We start from the raw sequence: 17,050 nt of genomic DNA, 5'->3' as shown, positions 1-17,050 counted from the left end.
CTTTTATTATTCATTACCCGGCTCTGGCATTTCCAGATAAATGGTAATGTACTCGCCATCACGTGTCAGCGTCAGTTCAATGGTGTCGGCCTGACGCAAATCATTCATGGCTTCCTTTGATTGCTGGGTATCTGTCAAATCAAGTCCATTGATTTGAATAACAACGTCACCAGCTTGTAAACCGGCTGATTGAAATAAAGACGGGTTTTTCCCCGGTTTTATTTCGTATCCAATAAGCTGACCATCGCCAATTTTCGGCGTGATCGCGATGAAATCTGTAAAGCTACCAGGGCTTTCACGTAACGAAGATGACACATCTTCGTCTATGGTAACGGCATTTTTAGGCGGTGGAACGCGAGGTCTTACTGGCGGTGCAACGCGGCGGGTGGTGTCGTTGGCGGCGGCACGTTTACGGTTTGCTTCATCGTAGTCTACGCCGTCAAGCATCAAGGTTTCTTTACGAACGCCATTTTTAATGATGACACGGTCGTTCATTACCCGGTCTAGGGTTGCGTTGGTACCTTCAATTTTCTCACCCAGACCATACACATTTTGTACACCGCGATTTTCAATAATTGCCGTTCCTTCATTCACTGAGGAACTGGCCACCACACCCGTAAGGGTGAGATTCAATTTGGTTTCTGGGGCGTCGGTATCGACTTCTTCTTCAACTGGGGCAACCTGTTGGTTAACCGTACCGAATAAATTTAACTGTTGTAATCCACCAACATTGACCCCACGTTGCGCAGATGCGACAGATTTCGGCGCAGAAGACAAGGTGGCTGGTGTGGCAGGGCCAGACGGTTCGGGTATAATTCGCCATATTAGCTTCGCTGCGAACGCTAATAAATAGACGCTCAGCAGTACAACAACTAAAAGATTTAGTTGTTTCTGGTGCCGGCTGAAGAAGATTGCCAGAGACTGAGAATCAATTTTGGTTAGTGTCATGCGATCCGTCGTACGTACTGCTTTTATTATTACTTTTATTATTAAATTGAGTGCGGGTAAAACCCACTATAGCCGACCCATCATAGCCTAGTCGAGGCGCGGGTCACAACACTAAAACGTAAGAGTGACAAAAATATTACATGAGCAATCGTGACGCTAACGATACAGATGTAACAGTCCGCCTGGACAAATGGCTATGGGCTGCAAGATTGTTTAAAACCCGTGCTATTGCCCGTGAAATGGTGCAGGCAGGAAAGGTCCACTATAACGGTCAGCGAACAAAACCAAGCCGAAACGTAGAGCCTGGCGCAATGATAAAAGTTCCGGCTGGCTGGGATATTAAGGAAATAAAAGTGTTGGGCTTGAGCGAAAAGCGGCTTAGCGCACCTTTGGCCCAGGCACTTTACGAAGAAACAGCCGAAAGCGTAGCGCAGCGGGAATCAAATCAGGAGGCCCGTAAATTGAGTGCCTTTCATAGTCCGCGACCGGAAAATCGTCCGGATAAAAAGCAACGCCGACAAATTATTAAATTTAAGCAGCAATAGGCTGCACTGACAGGATAGATTTCATGAGCAACTATGATGAGTTACATCGCTTTCTGCTAAATGCCGCCAATGTTCGCGGTGAACTGGTGCGATTAGAAGAAAGCTTACAGCCGATTGTACACAGTGTGGAATACCCGGTACAAATTCAGCGTCTACTAAGCGAAATGGCGGCGGCCACGACGTTGCTAACCGCGATCCTGAAATTTAAAGGTGAAATTGGTCTGCAAATTCAAAGCAAAGGGCCGGTAAACTATGCGGTTATTAATGCGACGCATGATTACACCATGCGTGGCGTGGCGCGCTGGGATGAATCTTTAAGCGTACTACCAGAGAGCTTCCAGGAATTATTGGATAGCGCTGTACTGGTTATCACTATTACTCCCCAGGAAGGCGAACGCTATCAAGGCGTAGTCGCGCTGGATAAGCCCACGCTGGCAGAGTGCCTCGAAGAGTACTTCACCCAGTCTGAACAATTAGCGACGAAAGTCACACTGATGACTGACATGAGTGAGCCTACCCGCGCACGTGCTGCCGGTATGCTGCTTCAGGTGTTGCCAAGTCAAGCTGCCAATACCGACGTGAAGAATGACACACAGTTTGATCACGTTTGTAAGCTGACGGAAACGCTGACCGAAGAGGAAATGTTTGGTTTGCCGGTAAACGATATTCTTTACCGCTTGTATCATCAGGAAGAAGTGGAGGTTTATCCTTCGCATCCTGTTAGCTTTGCCTGCTCATGTTCGAAGCAGCGTAGTGCCGATGCCTTACGAAACGTCGATAAAGATGAGCTACTGCAGATCATTGAGGAAGATGGCGCAATTAAGATGAATTGCCAGTACTGTCACGCTGAATACGTGTTCGACAGTGTAGACGTGGAAGCGATACATAACGGTCAGTTTATCGAAACCCGCAAAGATCAGTAAGCGCGTTTTCTGGCAACGTGCGCAAATAGGCTCTGCTGTTTGCGCACGCTGCTATAAAGACTACAAAATCTGTAATTGCTGTTTTTAAATTACAACTCTTATTTCATGCTGTTAACTTATTAAACTCAGACGGATATAAGTCGTGCCATTCTTTTTTAACTCATCATTTCTGAAAGTTTATTTCTACAAGATGTAATTTAGATCAAAAAATAGTCGCTATTTGTTAGCGTGATGTTTTCTTGTGCCCTAATTTATATACAATTTAACTAAGATGGATTTTTGAAAGTTAAATTGAAAACTTACTTGAGGGCTTACTAAATGACCGCCGCACCACTCATCAATTCGAAATCAGCAGTCAATGTAATGGCTGATCTCAACTCAGCAGAACTCATTGAAATCGCCCTTAAGCGAGGCGAAGGTATACTTGCCGACAACGGCGCTTTGGTGATTGAAACGGGCCGCCGGACCGGTCGTTCACCGGCTGACCGATTTATCGTTAAAGAGCCTTCCACTGAGGCTGATATTGATTGGGGCAAGGTCAACAAGCCATTCGATGCGGATAAGTTTGATGCACTGTGGGCTCGGGTTGAGTCATATATCAGTTCCCAGGAGTACTTTCTTTCTCACCTTCAAGTGGGCGCTGACCCTGAGCACGCCTTGCCCGTTATTGTGAGAACGCAGACCGCCTGGCAGCACGTTTTTGCCCGCAATATGTTTATTCAACCCGAAACCTGGAACCCGCAAGGAAAAGAAGCCTGGCAAATTCTGAATGTCCCCGGCTTCACCTGCGAACCTGGGCGCGACGGTACCAACAGCGATGGTACCGTAATCATCAACTTTGCTGAGAAAAAAGTACTCTTAGCCGGTATGCGTTATGCCGGGGAAATGAAAAAAGCCATGTTTAGCGTACAGAACTTTTTGCTGCCGGCGAAAGAAGTGTTACCTATGCATTGCTCTGCCAACGTGGGTAAAGAAGGTGATGTTACCTTGTTCTTCGGATTGTCTGGCACAGGCAAAACCACATTGTCTGCTGACCCTAAACGCTTCCTAATTGGCGATGACGAACACGGCTGGGCGCCGGGTAGCGTCTTCAATATCGAAGGTGGTTGTTACGCAAAATGTATCGACCTGTCGCAGAAAAATGAACCTGTTATCTGGGATGCAATCCGCTTCGGTACCATTCTGGAAAACGTGGTATTAGATGACAATCGCACACCAGATTATACCGATGTCAGCCTGACCCAAAATTCCCGCGCAGCCTATCCGCTGGAACATGTTGAGAAGCGCGTTGCCGAGAACATGGGCGGTGAGCCCCGTTCAGTGGTTTTCCTCACCTGTGATGTCAGTGGTGTGCTCCCCCCTGTCTCTGTACTTAGCGAAGAAGCGGCGGCGTATCATTTCCTGAGTGGCTATACCGCGAAAGTAGGTTCTACAGAAATAGGTTCAACGGCTGATATCGAGTCTACTTTCTCCACTTGCTTCGGCGCGCCATTCTTCCCGCGTCCTGCAGGCGTGTATGCTGAGCTGCTTATTAAGCGAGTAAAAAGCTTTGGTGCGAAAGTGTACCTGGTAAATACCGGCTGGACCGGTGGCCCTTACGGAACCGGTAAGCGTTTTGATATTCCTACAACCCGCGCCGTGATCGACGCCATTGTGTCTGGCGAACTGGCTAATGTCGAAACCAGACATATCGATGGCCTTAACCTGGACGTGCCGCTTGCTGTGCCCGGTGTGGACAGCAAGCTGTTAGTACCCTCTGAAACCTGGGCCGATCAGACGGCTTACCAGACCTATGTAGAAAATCTGGTGAACGACTTCCAGGCTAATTTCAAAAAATATGATGTGAGTGAAGCCATTGTTAAGGCCGGACCAGGCTTCTAGATTGCTTTCTATCCGACGTTAGTCGACGTTATTGCCCGTGACCTGTTCGCGGGCTTTTTTCGTTAATCTCACCGCTTTTTTCCAAAGAAAATGCTTTTTTATGGACTGTTCTGCCCAAAATCGTCGACTTTTCGGGGCAAGCGACGGTTTTTACTGGTTTGTCTTGTTCACCCCGGTAGGAGAATTGCGCTAAAATCGCACGGTTTCCGATTAACTTAACGCCACTTACCGAGGTCCCGTGCGACAACCACCCGCTCCCCAGTTTCTGGGCTTAACCCCTATTCTGTTTTTCGTTGCCGTTGTGCTTTGCGCTGGCCTTATCACCGACGATATTACTGCTATGCCTGTGTTGGTGGCGCTGTTTCTCGCTGCCGGTTATGCACTCATTCTTAATCCAAAAGGTGAGCGGCTATCATTGAATGACAGGATCGGGCGGTTTTGTGAGGGGGCGGGTAACAAGAATATCATTCTGCTGGTTATCATTTTTCTGCTCGCGGGCGCATTTTACTCGCTGACAATCGATATTGGTGCGCGCGATGCTACGGTAAATATGGCGCTCAGCGTTATTCCTACCCCTATGATCCTGCCGGGATTGTTCCTGATTTGTTGTTTCATCTCGTTTTCTATGGGCACATCCACCGGCACGATTACCGCACTTGCGCCTATCGGTCTTGGTTTGAGTGAAGGGCTTGGCGTTTCTCCTGCACTGCTCGCCGGTGTCGTGGTGGGCGGCGCTATGTTTGGTGACAACTTGTCGTTTGTCTCTGACACCACGATTGCTGCAACGCGTAGCCAGGGCGTAAAGCTCACTGATAAATTCAAAGCGAACTTACTGATCACATTGCCGGCATCGATCATCACCTTCATTTTATTGATGTTTGTACCCGTTGCCGATACCAGTACGTTGCAACAAGGCGACTACGATGTGGTGCGCATGCTGCCCTATATGCTGATTATCATTTGTGCGCTGATTGGACTCAATGTGGTACTGGTGTTGGCCATCGGTATCGGTTCTGCGGCGATCATTGGACTCTTGGTGGGAAGTTTCGCACCGATGGCGATGTGGCAGAGTATTCAGACCGGCATTGGCTGGATGCAAAACCTGTCGCTGATTGCGGTAACCATTGGTGGCATCGTGGCGCTGATGCATGCTTATGGCGGCATTGCCTGGCTTATTAACACGCTGACTCGTCGGGTTCAGAGTCGTCAGGGCGCAGAATACAGCATCGCCGCACTGGTCAGCTTGCTGGATCTCTCTACGGCGAATAACACTATTTCCATCGTTGCCGCCGGCCCAATAGCAAAAGACCTCAATGAACAATACGGTGTCGACCCTCGTCGTACCGCCAGTATTCTTGATGTATTCTCTTGTGCGTTTCAAGGGCTGGTACCCTACGGGGCACAAATCCTGACGATTGCGGCAGTGGGCGGACTATCGCCATTGTCGGTTTCCATGTACTGTTGGTATCCGATGTTGCTGTTTGTATTCGGTGTTGTTGCGATTGCGTTCAATATTCCACGGTTTGTTACCGTGAACGCCGATACTGACGTTTAATCTCCGGAGTATTTATGGATCGCCGCCCGGTCACCACCGTCATTTTCAGTGGCTTTTTCCTGTTTGGCATGCTGTTCATTCTGTGGGGCGTATTGCTACCGGAAATGGCGACAGATTTGGCGATGTCTGAAACCGTCAGTGGTGCCCTTTTTTTGTTGTTCTCCCTCGGGATGATGCTAGGGGCTATTTTCGGCGGCAAGTACGTCACCAAATTCGATTTTCTCTATTTGCTTGCCTGGCTGTGCGCTGTAGACGCCATCCTGATTTTCATCATGTCATTAATGACCACCTGGCAGGGCTTGCTGTTTATGGTATTTGTTGTCGGTGTGGTGAGCTCGGCGGTAATTACTATTGGTCACACATTGATTGCGCAGCTCTATGTGGAAAAGCGTTTTGCCATGATGGGCATTATGGATTTCATGTTCAGTTTGGGCACTTTCGCCGCCTCGTTCTATGTCACGCTGGTGTACTGGGTATGGCATGAATGGCAAAAGCCGTTGCAACTGCTCACGTTTATGTTGCTGTGCCTATCGGCCTATATCTTTATGATCGCCAGCCGCAATAAGAAGCTCACTGCCGGACAGCCTAAAGCGCCAAAAACCTCACTGAAATATATCGAAATGCTGAAACAGCCGGTATTTATGTTGCTGTGCCTGGTCAGTTTTGGTTATGGCGCAGTAGAGTTCGGCAACGCCAACTGGTTTGTTAGCTATGCGAAAGATGGTGGCTATGATGGCGAACAGGCGAGAAATCTGCTGGCTTGTTTTACTGCGGGCATGACCCTGAGCCGATTAGTTTTTGCCTGGTTCCTGCGTTATTTCTCCGTTAACCACTTGATGACCATATTGGTTACTCTGATGTTAGCCGGTGCCCTGGGTATCAAACTGGCTGAAGGCACTTTCGCCATTGGCGCATTCAACTTCCTTCTCGGATTTGGCCTCGGCGGTTTATTCCCGCTGGTACTCTCTGCGGCAATGAACGTAGATGCAGGCAAAGGCCCGGTATTGTCGGGCATCTCTATGATCGGCAACGCACTCGGTGTACAGATTGCCTCTTTCACCACTGGCTTCTGGGCCAATATCAGCGGCCTGCAAACTGCTTTCTGGATTATACCTATTGCTGGAATATGGCTATGGACCATGACCTGGTTCTACAGCCGTCAGATAAAAGCGCGGGCATAGGCCGGGTTGGTACCGCCTGCTTTCGGAAGGGCGATATTCGCGATCTTTGTGAAAGTCAGTCTTAGAAGCAGAACAAGGTCTTGTAGGTGAGGGAGATATGGGTATCAGAAGCCGTCTGCTATAGATAAGCTGCAGCAAGGTTTGTGGCTAGTATTTTCTTCTAAGCCTGCCACTTCTCAATGCCAGAAAAGAGTTAGTAGCCTGCGCAGGAGGGTAAGATGTTCATCCCAAAAACCGTCTGCCGCAGGGATGCGGCAGTCGAGGCCCCATGGATGGGTCTACGCCGTGTTTTTGGGATGAACATCGTCCCGACGACAGCAGGCGGTGCTCAATTCAGCGATTGCGCGGAAGCCAGAACTCGGCGACGAGGCCGCCTTCGGGGTGGTTGCGCAGGGTGATGCCGCCGAAGTGCATGTTGATAATTTTGCGTGTGATCGCCAGGCCCAATCCTGAACCCAACGAGCCGCGGGCAATATCGCCTTGTTTGAATGGCATGAATACGTCATCCAGTGCGTCTTCAGGAATGCCCGGCCCGTGGTCGCGAATGCGGCAATAAACCCGTTGTGCTTTGGCATCAAAGAAAGTCGAAATAGAGACTTTTTCGCTGCCATAACGAAACGCATTCTCAATGAGATTATCCAGCACCCGTTTAAGGGCAACTTTCCGCGCCGGGGCGTCAGGCAGACTTGTTAACTTAAGGGTGACATCATGCGTGTCGTAACGCTCATGCGCTTTAACCAGATCTTTTATCAGCGCGTTGAGGTTAATGTTTTCCCAGGCTTCGCTGCGATCATTACGGGCGTATTCAATAAACTGGTCGATGATAGCATTCATGTCTTCGATATCGTCATTGATACCGTCTCGAATCCAGTCGCTTTCTTCCGGTAACATTTCTGATGCCAAGCGAATGCGGGTGAGTGGCGTACGCAGGTCGTGGGATATCCCCGCCGTCATTAGCGTCCGTTCATCCTCTAGTTGTTTAATGCCCTGATTCATGCGGTTAAAGGCCCGAGTAACCTCTCGCATTTCACTGCTACCCTGTTCCTTAAGCGGCGGCGGGTACTGACCTTTACCCACTTTTAATGCTGCTTGTTGCAGTGCCTGAAGCGGGCGGTTCAGGTGGCGTACAAACCACCAACCGCCAGTCACACTCAAAATACCAATCACCATCAAATACATAGTCGGCGGTGGTGATAATTTGGAACTGTTGCCGCCAACCAGTGGAATGCTCACCCAGATGTTGGGATGTGTGCTCAGTGATATCCATACCCGGTAAGGCTCCGAGCCCACAGCCGTTTCCGCAGAACTAATACGGACATCGGCTTTGACACCAATTTGTGCAGAAACCTGAGAAGACATGAAGTTATAATGGGTAGCTTGTTGTAGCCCTTCCTGCAGCGCTTGCTCGGTGGTGATGATGGATACTTTGGTTTGTTTCGCATACTCCCGTCGCTGCTCTAAGGGGGCGGTGATCAGATTTTGCGACTGAATACTTTGTACCTGTGTGGCCAGCAGGCTACTGATTTGCTGAGTAGTAGGACGCACGAAGTAGTATGTCACCGACAGGTAAGACACGACCTGGTTAATCAGCAGCAGCACCCCAATGAGCAGAACAGTCTGCCCAAAAGCGCTTTTAGGGAGAATACGCATATTCGAAAGGCCAGGTTATGCGTGCGCACCACCGTCGGGCACGAAAACGTATCCCAAGCCCCATACGGTTTGAATATAGCGGGGGCTGGCAGGATCTTTCTCTAGCATCCGGCGCAAACGAGAAACCTGTACGTCGATGCTACGTTCCAATGCACTGTAATCGCGACCGCGAGCCAGGTTCATCAGCTTGTCCCGTGATAGCGGTTCACGGGGATGGGTCACCAGAGATTTTAGCACGGCAAATTCACCGCTGGTGAGCGACAGAGGTTTACCGGCTGCGGTCATTTCCCGGGTAGCCAGATTCAGGCTGTATTCACCAAACTCAATGATTTGTTCATCTTTAGAGGGAGCGCCCGGCGCTTCGGTGGTTTTGCGGCGCAGTACCGCTTTTGCACGGGCCAGCAATTCACGGGGGTTAAACGGTTTGGGCAGGTAATCATCGGCACCCATTTCTAAACCGATAATGCGGTCGACTTCATCGCCTTTGGCGGTGAGCATAATAATGGGCATATCGTTGTCAGCCTGTCGCATACGTCGACAAATAGACAAGCCATCTTCACCGGGCAGCATTAAGTCGAGCACCATCAGGTGAAAGTTTTCGCGTTCCAGTAAACGATCCATTTGTTCTGCATTGGCGGCACTACGCACCTGAAAGCCTTGTTCAACCAAATAGCGTTCAAGCAGGCTGCGTAGACGCATATCATCATCAACAACAAGAATTTTGGATGTTTCCTGACCCATGACTGTCTTTCCTGGTTTTTTCGGCTAGCTCATCGTTTACCACTTTTCGGTGTGCGAAACGGCGCCGGAGGATTGTTATCAGACCTTACGCAAAAAAAGCGCAGGAGTCCTTATTTACCCTCACTATAACCAGAACAAACCTCGGACAAAAGCGTTTGAGATGATGCAAATGCCCGAGGAGTGTTACAAATAGTTTCAGTTGGTGCTGTGATTACAGCATTAACTCACCCATTCCGAGTACCATGGCGAAGCCGAAGGTATAGGCAATCAGTAACAATAATGCATACTTCCCATACTTAGCGAAAGTCAGGCCTTTTACCTTGCTCATGGTGACGATACCGGCAGACGAACCGATAATAAGCAGCGAACCGCCCACACCAACAGCGTAGGTAAACGCCATCCATTCCGGGGTAGACATATGAATATCGGCTTTAAGCAGTGCAGCCGTGAGCGGGACGTTATCAATCATCGCAGACAGCACGCCCATTACGTAGTTAGCACCGGTAGAAGGCAGCACATTGTAAACCTCAAGCAGTGCACCCAGTGCATGAATATGGTCAAGCATGCCGACCAGCAACAATACGCCTAAGAAAAACAGCAAGGTGTCGAACTCGATAAGGCGGATATAGTCGAGGATAGGATCGTTGTAGCGCTCTTCACCCATGAAGGTCGCCACCAGAAACATTACCGCCATACCCGACAGGAAGCACAGCATAGGGGGTATAGCGAACAGCACGTTTGCCACCAAGGTTGTGACGATAGTGGTAAGGAATATACCGGCAATCACGTAATCGACTCTGCGCATTTCATGACGTGTTTTCTTAATTTTCACTTCGCCTTTCATACCCACACTAAGCATGGTGGCCAACAGCAGCACCGCTGATAGCGACGGAATGATCAGTAGTAGCAATTGGGTAATGGTAACTTTGCCATCGAGGAATATCATCAGCGTGGTCACGTCACCGGTGATAAGTGACACACCGCCTGAGTTCACCGCGAACACGACCAGCACCGCGAACCGCATGGTTTGGTTAAAGGGTAATCCTAGCGACAGTACCATGGCGATGGATACCAGTGTGGCGGTTATGTTATCGGCCAGCGATGAGAAGCAGAAGCTGAATATGGCAGTAAAAAAAATGAGTTTTCGTAAGGTGATTTTCGACGGCATGATGACATTGAGCATATTCTCAATCATGCCTTTGCGGTTGAGGTAGGCAACAAACGTCATTGCTGCTACCAGGAACAACCACAAGGTGGAAATTTCACTGATGTTTTCTGCTAGATGCTCGTTAACTTCTTCCAGCCCGGGGCCGCGGTTAGCGTTGATGAACAGAATAATCCAGGCAAAGGTGCCTAAGAACAGGGTGGTTTTGGCTTTGTTAACGTGAATGACTTCTTCGAAGACGACGCCTATCAGCGCAAGTATCGCGATGCCGATGAGCACATAATCCAGCATAATTTATTCCTCAATATGTAAGGACTAAATTATACGTTTTCTGTGCATGCGACAGAACGGCCGCTGCGCTGTACACGGCGGAAAATGCGTTATAGTCACTATCTATCACGGTGATAGTTAGAACCGTGAAAAAGTCTTTTTAGTAGCGGCTTAAGAACCGGTTATTGATCGGTCACCCAGTCCATTTGACTGCCCGCGCGACGCTTCTCATCGAGGATGTCTTCAATGAGTGGCGTAAGGATTAATTCCATTGCCAGACCCATTTTTCCACCCGGCACCACGAGGGTATTAATCCGTGACATGAAGGCACCGTCTATCATCTGCAGTAAATAGGGAAAATTCACGTTTTTCATTTCACGACGAAAACGCACCACAACGAAGCTCTCGTCCTGGGTAGGAATTTCTCGTGCGCTGAACGGGTTGGAGGTATCTACTGTCGGTACACGCTGGAAATTAACGTGGGTACGGGAGAACTGCGGCGTTATGTATTGGAAGTAATCGTCGAGACCGCGAACGATGCTGCTCATCACTGCCTCACGGGAGTGGCCGCGATCAGTGGTGTCGCGCACAATTTTCTGAATCCACTCTAAGTTTACAATGGGCACCATGCCTACCAGCAGATCGACGTGACGGGCCACGTTATTCTCTTCGGTTTTAACACCGCCATGAAGGCCTTCATAAAATAATAAGTCGGTATTTTCCGGTAATGCCTGCCAAGGCGTGAAGGTACCGGGCATCTGATTAAACGGTACGGCTTCGTCGAAGGTGTGCAGATACTGACGGAACTGACCGCCACCAGTTTGGCCATATTCTTTAAACAGGGTTTCCAGTAATTCAAAGTCATTGGCTCTGGGACCAAAGTAGCTGATATGACGCCCCTGTTCCTGGGCTTTTCTGATCTCCACTTCCATTTCAGGACGGGTAAAGCGATGGAAACTGTCTCCACCAACAACGGCCGCATTCACATTCAGATTGCGGAAAATATGCCTGATAGCATTAGTCGTAGTTGTAGTACCGGCACCGGACGAACCCGTGATGGCAATAATTGGATGTTTGGCTGACATAATCGACGAATTGTTATGTTGGAATACTGTTATAAGCTGGCAGCAAATAAGAATCAAGGACGATTATAGCGCCAAATCAACCCCAAAGTTGTTAATTATTCAGCGCGTTTATAGAGGCAGGCCGCTATGACAGCGGCCTGAAGCGAATTATTCTGGTTTACCAAGATGGCGGTTGCGTAACTTCTCAAGACTGATTTTGTCTTTCAGGCTCATGATCACCGCAGCAATACTAAGCAGTAGAATACTACTGGATTCGTAAAGCAAAACGATTTTGTCCAGCTCCTTACTTTGCAAAATGATCATGCGGCTGAGTGCGGTCATGGCAATAATGAGGGGCAGAGTAACGGGAATACGGCTACTGTTGTAGTACGCAGCCAGCATGCCAATCACCTCGGCATAAATGAACAGTAGCAGCAGATCGGAAAGCTCGACCTTTCGATACTCAATCATGTGCAGGATTTCATCTCCCACCGCCACTAAGGTAGCCAGCATGATGAGAATAAGCAGTATTTTTTCTATCTGTTCAATAAATTTTGCCATTTGAACCAGCCTCATTTTGCAGCAAAATTAAACACGTTACTTAGCTTAATGAGGTAAATCAGGCGCTTCACTCGTTCTTTAGTGCTGTTTTTCTAGTTCTTCTTTGCAGAAATACTTAACGATTTTGGCGCGGGGAATAAAAAAGGGTGTCCGCAGACACCCTTCTCATTATGCTCATTTAAGACTGAGTCAGCCTTGTGCCTCACGAGCAATAGCGCGATAAGCGATATCGGTACGGAAGTACACATCTTTCCAGCTAATGGCATTCAGAAGCTCATAGGCTTTCTGCTGCGCTTCAGTCACGCTGTTACCCAGCGCGGTTGCACACAGAACACGGCCACCGGCAGTCACGACTTCGCCATCTTTCAAAGCAGTACCAGCATGGAATACTTTGCCGTCTAGCTTAGCCGCGTTATCCAGACCACTGATCACGTCGCCTTTATCGTAGCTACCCGGATAACCGCCGGCTGCCAGCACTACGCCAACCGCTGCGCGGTCATCAAAGTCGATAGTCTTACCTTCCAGCTCGCCGTTACAGGCTAACTGACACATTTCCACCAGATCAGACTGCAAACGCATCATGATAGGCTGGGTTTCAGGGTCGCCGAAACGGCAGTTGTATTCGATAACTTTAGGCGTACCGTCTGCCATGATCATCAGACCGGCATACAGGAAGCCTAAATAAGGGTTACCTTCACTTGCCATACCTTCAACGGTAGGCAGGATCACTTCAGCCATTACGCGGTCGTGTATTTCCTGAGTCACTACAGGCGCAGGTGAATACGCACCCATGCCGCCCGTGTTAGGGCCAGAGTCACCGTTACCGGCGCGCTTATGGTCTTGGCTGGTGGCAAAAGGTACCACGTTTTTACCGTCAACCATCACGATGAAAGAGGCTTCTTCGCCGTCGAGGAATTCTTCAATAACCACGCGGCTACCGGCGTCACCAAAGGCGTTGCCTGCCAGCATGTCACGGATAGCGTCTTCGGCTTCTTCCAGTGTCATGGCAACAATCACGCCTTTACCGGCGGCCAGGCCGTCAGCTTTCACCACAATCGGTGCACCTTTCTCGCGAACGTAGGCAAGGGCAGGCTCGATTTCGGTGAAGTTCTCGTACTCTCCCGTTGGGATTTTATGACGAGCGAGGAAATCCTTAGTGAACGCTTTGGAACCTTCCAGTTGCGCAGCGGCTTGAGTCGGACCAAAGATGGTCTGTCCCGCAGCTTGGAACGCATCTACCACACCCTCAACCAGCGGCGCTTCAGGGCCAACAATGGTAAGGTCGATGGCGGTGTCTTTTGCAAAAGCCAGCAGGCCTTCGATGTCGGTTACACCAATGTTGACGTTTGTCAGTTTAGGTTCAGTGGCTGTACCGGCATTGCCAGGCGCAACATAAACGTGGGTAACAGACTCAGATTGTGCGGCTTTCCACGCTAATGCGTGTTCACGGCCACCGCTGCCAATAACTAGTACGTTCATCAAAGCGTTCCGTTATCTCTTATTCAGGTTTAACAAATTTTAGCGTCATTCGGTTACTTTCGCCGATAGACAGATATTTTTCCTGATCAGTTTCGCCAAGGCGCATAGACGGCGGAAGCGTCCAGACTCCGTTGGGATGATCAGCATCGTCCAGCGGGTTAGCATTTACTGCACTTTCGGCAACCAGTTTAAAACCGGCGGCTTCGGCAGCATCGATGACAAAGGATTTTTTCATGTATCCGCTGCTTTTCATGGCGTCGTCAGCAGCAGATTCAGGTAATGCGTGGTCTACAACACCCAGTACGCCGCCCGGCTTGAGTGCTTTGTAGAAAGACTTAAACGAAGCGGTTACACCGTCTTTACCACCACCCATGTACCAGTTGTGCACATTACGGAATGTCAGCACCGCATCAGCACTGCCATCAGGGGCGATGTCAGGGCTCTTAGACGGGTGGAATGCAGTGATGGTAGCACCTTCATAGATACCGCCTTCTTGCGTCTTTTCTTCGAAGCCTTTCAACGACGGCTCGTAGTAACGCGGCGCGCCATCAAACATAAAGAAGTGGGCAGCAACATAGTCGCCATCATCTTTCAGCATAGGGGCGAGAATATCGGCATACCAACCTCCGCCGGGCCAAATCTCTACCACGGTCATATCCGGCTCAATGCCAAAGAAACGCAGGGTTTGCTGAGGGTGACGATACTCATCCCGTGCCTTATTGGCAGCAGAACGGCTTTCGCTTTTCACAGCGTCGGTCAGTGCATCAGCGCTGGCAACCACAGGAGCCAGTGACGCTGAAACAGCGAGCAGGGAGGCGGCAACAACACGCATCGTAGTTTTCATAATTTATCCTTGATTGTTGAAACGGTGCATCGCATTTCTTGAGTTATACCCGCGCTTTAAGGCGCAAGTTCAGACTCAGCTAACCTTGCTCTCGGCTAATAACATGAGTTATTCACCGGCTGACAGCAAAGCAAAACCAGTATTGTCTTACGACAAACTGCCCCTAGGTTATATTAACCTGCTGAAAAAACGCAAAAGGTTGTGGTGAAAACCACAACCTTTACCGTCAACAACCAAAAATTAATGGCGGAAGTGACGCATGCCGGTGAACACCATGGCAATGCCATGTTCGTCGGCCGCTGCGATAACTTCGTCATCACGCATAGAGCCACCCGGCTGGATTACCGCTTTGATACCGGCAGCCGCGGCTGCATCAATACCGTCGCGGAACGGGAAGAACGCATCAGATGCCATCACAGAACCCGCTACTTCCAGGTTCTCGTCAGCCGCTTTAATACCTGCAATCTTAGCAGAGTAAACGCGGCTCATTTGGCCTGCGCCCACACCGATGGTCATGCTGTTTTTTGCATAAACAATAGCGTTAGACTTCACGTACTTAGCCACTTTCCAGCAGAACATCAGGTCACGCAATTGCTCTTCTGTTGGTTGCACTTTGGAAACCACTTTCAGGTCGTCCATTTCAACCATGCCGAAGTCGCGTTCCTGAATCAGCAGGCCGCCGTTAACACGTTTGAAGTCGAATCCTTCAGTCAGTTGACCCTGCCAGTCACCACATGCCAGCAAGCGTACGTTCTTCTTCTCAGCAACGATGTTTTTTGCTTCTTCACTAACAGTAGGGGCAATGATCACTTCAACAAACTGACGGTCAACAATGGCTTTCGCTGTGTCGGCATCCAGTTCACGGTTAAACGCGATGATACCGCCAAAAGCAGATGTGGGGTCGGTTTTGAAAGCGCGGTCGTAGGCTTCAAGGATGTTCTCACCCAGCGCTACACCACAAGGGTTTGCGTGCTTAACAATAACACATGCAGGTACGTCAAATTCTTTCACACATTCCAGTGCTGCGTCGGTATCAGCGATGTTGTTGAAAGACAGTTCTTTACCTTGCAGCTGTTCTGCCGTGGCAACGGAGGCTTCCTGTATGTCGTTCTCAACATAGAATGCCGCAGACTGGTGGCTGTTCTCGCCGTAACGCAGATCTTGTTTCTTGGTCATCTGAACGTTGTAAGTACGCGGGAATTCTTCAGCTTCACAGCAGCCCGTTTCACAGGCAACAGTATTAATGCGCGTACCGAAGTAGTTAGCAATCATGCCGTCGTATTCTGCAGTGTGCTCAAAGGCTTTGATCGCCAGATCGAAACGGGTTTTGTAAGTCAGTGAACCTGCGTTTTCTTCCATTTCAGCAAGTACGCGACCGTAATCAGCGGCTTTTACCACGATGGTCACATCTTTGTGGTTTTTCGCTGCCGCGCGAACCATAGTCGGTCCACCGATATCAATATTTTCGATGGCGTCTTCCAGTGTGCAATCGTCTTTTGCGACAGTAGCAGCGAACGGATAAAGATTCACTACAACAAGATCGATTGGCGCGATGTTGTTCTCAGCCATAACACCCTCGTCCTGACCACGACGTCCTAAAATTCCGCCGTGAATTTTAGGGTGCAGAGTTTTAACACGACCGTCCATGATTTCAGGATGACCGGTGTGTTCTGAAACCTCTTTAACCGGCAAACCAGCTTCTGCCAGTAATTTTGCCGTACCGCCGGTAGATAGCAGTTCAACGCCTTTTTCGTTAAGTGACGTGGCAAATTCAACGATGCCGGTTTTGTCAGAAACACTTAACAGGGCGCGCTTGATAGGTTTAGGTGTTTGCATAGTGGTGTTGAGCTCTTTGCGTAAGTTTCGAGTGGAACAAAAAAGAGCACCGTTTGGTGCTCTTAAAGTCGGGCTAAGCCCTTTAATCTTAGTTCATGCCGTACTGCTTCAGCTTTTTGCGCAGTGTGCCACGGTTGATGCCCATCATGATGGCGGCGCGAGTCTGGTTACCGCGAGTGTAGGTCATTACTTCTTCCAGTAATGGCGCTTCAACTTCAGCCAGAACAAGTTCGTACAGGTTATCGATGTTGGCGTTGTCCAGTTGCTTCAGATATTTATTAACTGCTTGCTTAACTGAGTCACGCAGAGGCTTTTGAGCCTGAGTTTGTGAAGGAGTAGTTACTGTTGTAGTAAAAGGAGAAGTCACATTTTGATCGAACATAATACTTTCTTGCTCTATTAGTTAG

The 17,050-nt window shown here is 49.3% G+C and carries 15 protein-coding genes; 5 read left to right on the top strand and 10 right to left on the bottom strand.

Features of this window, described 5'->3' with window-relative positions:
* Nucleotides 1-6: 6 nt before the first annotated feature.
* Nucleotides 7-948 (bottom strand): type II secretion system protein GspC, encoded by a 942-nt coding sequence (gene gspC / locus ACXAGX_RS03485; RefSeq protein ID WP_474836589.1) that lies wholly within the window; start codon nt 946-948, stop codon nt 7-9.
* A gap of 140 nt (nt 949-1,088) precedes the next feature.
* Between gspC and hslR the strand changes: the two genes are divergently transcribed.
* The 5 genes from hslR to ACXAGX_RS03460 all read left to right on the top strand — a co-directional run bounded on the left by hslR (nt 1,089) and on the right by ACXAGX_RS03460 (nt 7,033).
* Entirely contained in the window at nt 1,089-1,493 is a 405-nt protein-coding gene (hslR, locus tag ACXAGX_RS03480; protein WP_474818697.1) for a ribosome-associated heat shock protein Hsp15, read from the top strand.
* Between the two features lie 23 nt (nt 1,494-1,516).
* On the top strand, nt 1,517-2,416 hold the full coding sequence (hslO, locus tag ACXAGX_RS03475) for an Hsp33 family molecular chaperone HslO (RefSeq protein ID WP_474818698.1): 900 nt from the start codon (nt 1,517-1,519) through the stop codon (nt 2,414-2,416).
* A 318-nt stretch (nt 2,417-2,734) separates the two neighbouring features.
* Nucleotides 2,735-4,297: a phosphoenolpyruvate carboxykinase gene (locus tag ACXAGX_RS03470; protein WP_474836587.1), complete on the top strand. Its 1,563-nt coding sequence runs from the start codon at nt 2,735-2,737 to the stop codon at nt 4,295-4,297.
* A gap of 238 nt (nt 4,298-4,535) precedes the next feature.
* The gene (locus ACXAGX_RS03465) at nt 4,536-5,852 is read left to right on the top strand and encodes a Na+/H+ antiporter NhaC family protein (RefSeq protein WP_474836585.1); all 1,317 of its coding nucleotides are present in this window, start codon (nt 4,536-4,538) and stop codon (nt 5,850-5,852) included.
* 14 nt (nt 5,853-5,866) lie between these two features.
* A complete protein-coding gene (locus ACXAGX_RS03460; RefSeq protein ID WP_474836583.1) occupies nt 5,867-7,033 on the top strand; it encodes an MFS transporter in 1,167 nt (388 codons plus the stop codon).
* A gap of 333 nt (nt 7,034-7,366) precedes the next feature.
* Here ACXAGX_RS03460 and envZ read toward each other — a convergent pair whose 3' ends face one another.
* The 9 genes from envZ to fis all read right to left on the bottom strand — a co-directional run bounded on the left by envZ (nt 7,367) and on the right by fis (nt 17,025).
* Nucleotides 7,367-8,683, bottom strand: a complete 1,317-nt coding sequence (gene envZ / locus ACXAGX_RS03455) for a two-component system sensor histidine kinase EnvZ (protein WP_474818702.1) — start codon at nt 8,681-8,683, stop codon at nt 7,367-7,369.
* A 15-nt stretch (nt 8,684-8,698) separates the two neighbouring features.
* The gene (gene ompR, locus ACXAGX_RS03450; protein ID WP_070126376.1) at nt 8,699-9,424 is read right to left on the bottom strand and encodes an osmolarity response regulator transcription factor OmpR; all 726 of its coding nucleotides are present in this window, start codon (nt 9,422-9,424) and stop codon (nt 8,699-8,701) included.
* Nucleotides 9,425-9,635: 211 nt separating this feature from the next.
* A complete protein-coding gene (gene nhaD, locus ACXAGX_RS03445) occupies nt 9,636-10,880 on the bottom strand; it encodes a sodium:proton antiporter NhaD (RefSeq protein WP_474836581.1) in 1,245 nt (414 codons plus the stop codon).
* Between the two features lie 161 nt (nt 10,881-11,041).
* Nucleotides 11,042-11,944 carry a phosphoribulokinase gene (locus ACXAGX_RS03440; RefSeq protein ID WP_070126378.1) on the bottom strand — a complete coding sequence of 301 codons (903 nt, stop codon included), beginning with the start codon at nt 11,942-11,944 and terminating at the stop codon, nt 11,042-11,044.
* A 147-nt stretch (nt 11,945-12,091) separates the two neighbouring features.
* Complete coding sequence (locus tag ACXAGX_RS03435; protein ID WP_083273121.1) at nt 12,092-12,484, bottom strand: phosphate-starvation-inducible PsiE family protein; 393 nt, start codon at nt 12,482-12,484, stop codon at nt 12,092-12,094.
* Nucleotides 12,485-12,673: 189 nt separating this feature from the next.
* The gene (gene purD, locus ACXAGX_RS03430; RefSeq protein ID WP_474818704.1) at nt 12,674-13,963 is read right to left on the bottom strand and encodes a phosphoribosylamine--glycine ligase; all 1,290 of its coding nucleotides are present in this window, start codon (nt 13,961-13,963) and stop codon (nt 12,674-12,676) included.
* Nucleotides 13,964-13,982: 19 nt separating this feature from the next.
* Nucleotides 13,983-14,807, bottom strand: a complete 825-nt coding sequence (locus tag ACXAGX_RS03425; RefSeq protein WP_474818705.1) for a class I SAM-dependent methyltransferase — start codon at nt 14,805-14,807, stop codon at nt 13,983-13,985.
* Nucleotides 14,808-15,047: 240 nt separating this feature from the next.
* Nucleotides 15,048-16,643, bottom strand: coding sequence for a bifunctional phosphoribosylaminoimidazolecarboxamide formyltransferase/IMP cyclohydrolase (purH, locus tag ACXAGX_RS03420; RefSeq protein ID WP_474818706.1), 1,596 nt, complete (start codon nt 16,641-16,643; stop codon nt 15,048-15,050).
* Between the two features lie 88 nt (nt 16,644-16,731).
* Entirely contained in the window at nt 16,732-17,025 is a 294-nt protein-coding gene (gene fis / locus ACXAGX_RS03415; RefSeq protein ID WP_018982332.1) for a DNA-binding transcriptional regulator Fis, read from the bottom strand.
* Between the last annotated feature and the right edge of the window lie 25 nt (nt 17,026-17,050).

It is taken from the genome of Alteromonas sp. ABV4_515 (genome assembly GCF_056160345.1).
Note: the sequence above shows the minus strand (reverse complement) of the source record. Positions and strands in the feature narration are given on the sequence as shown.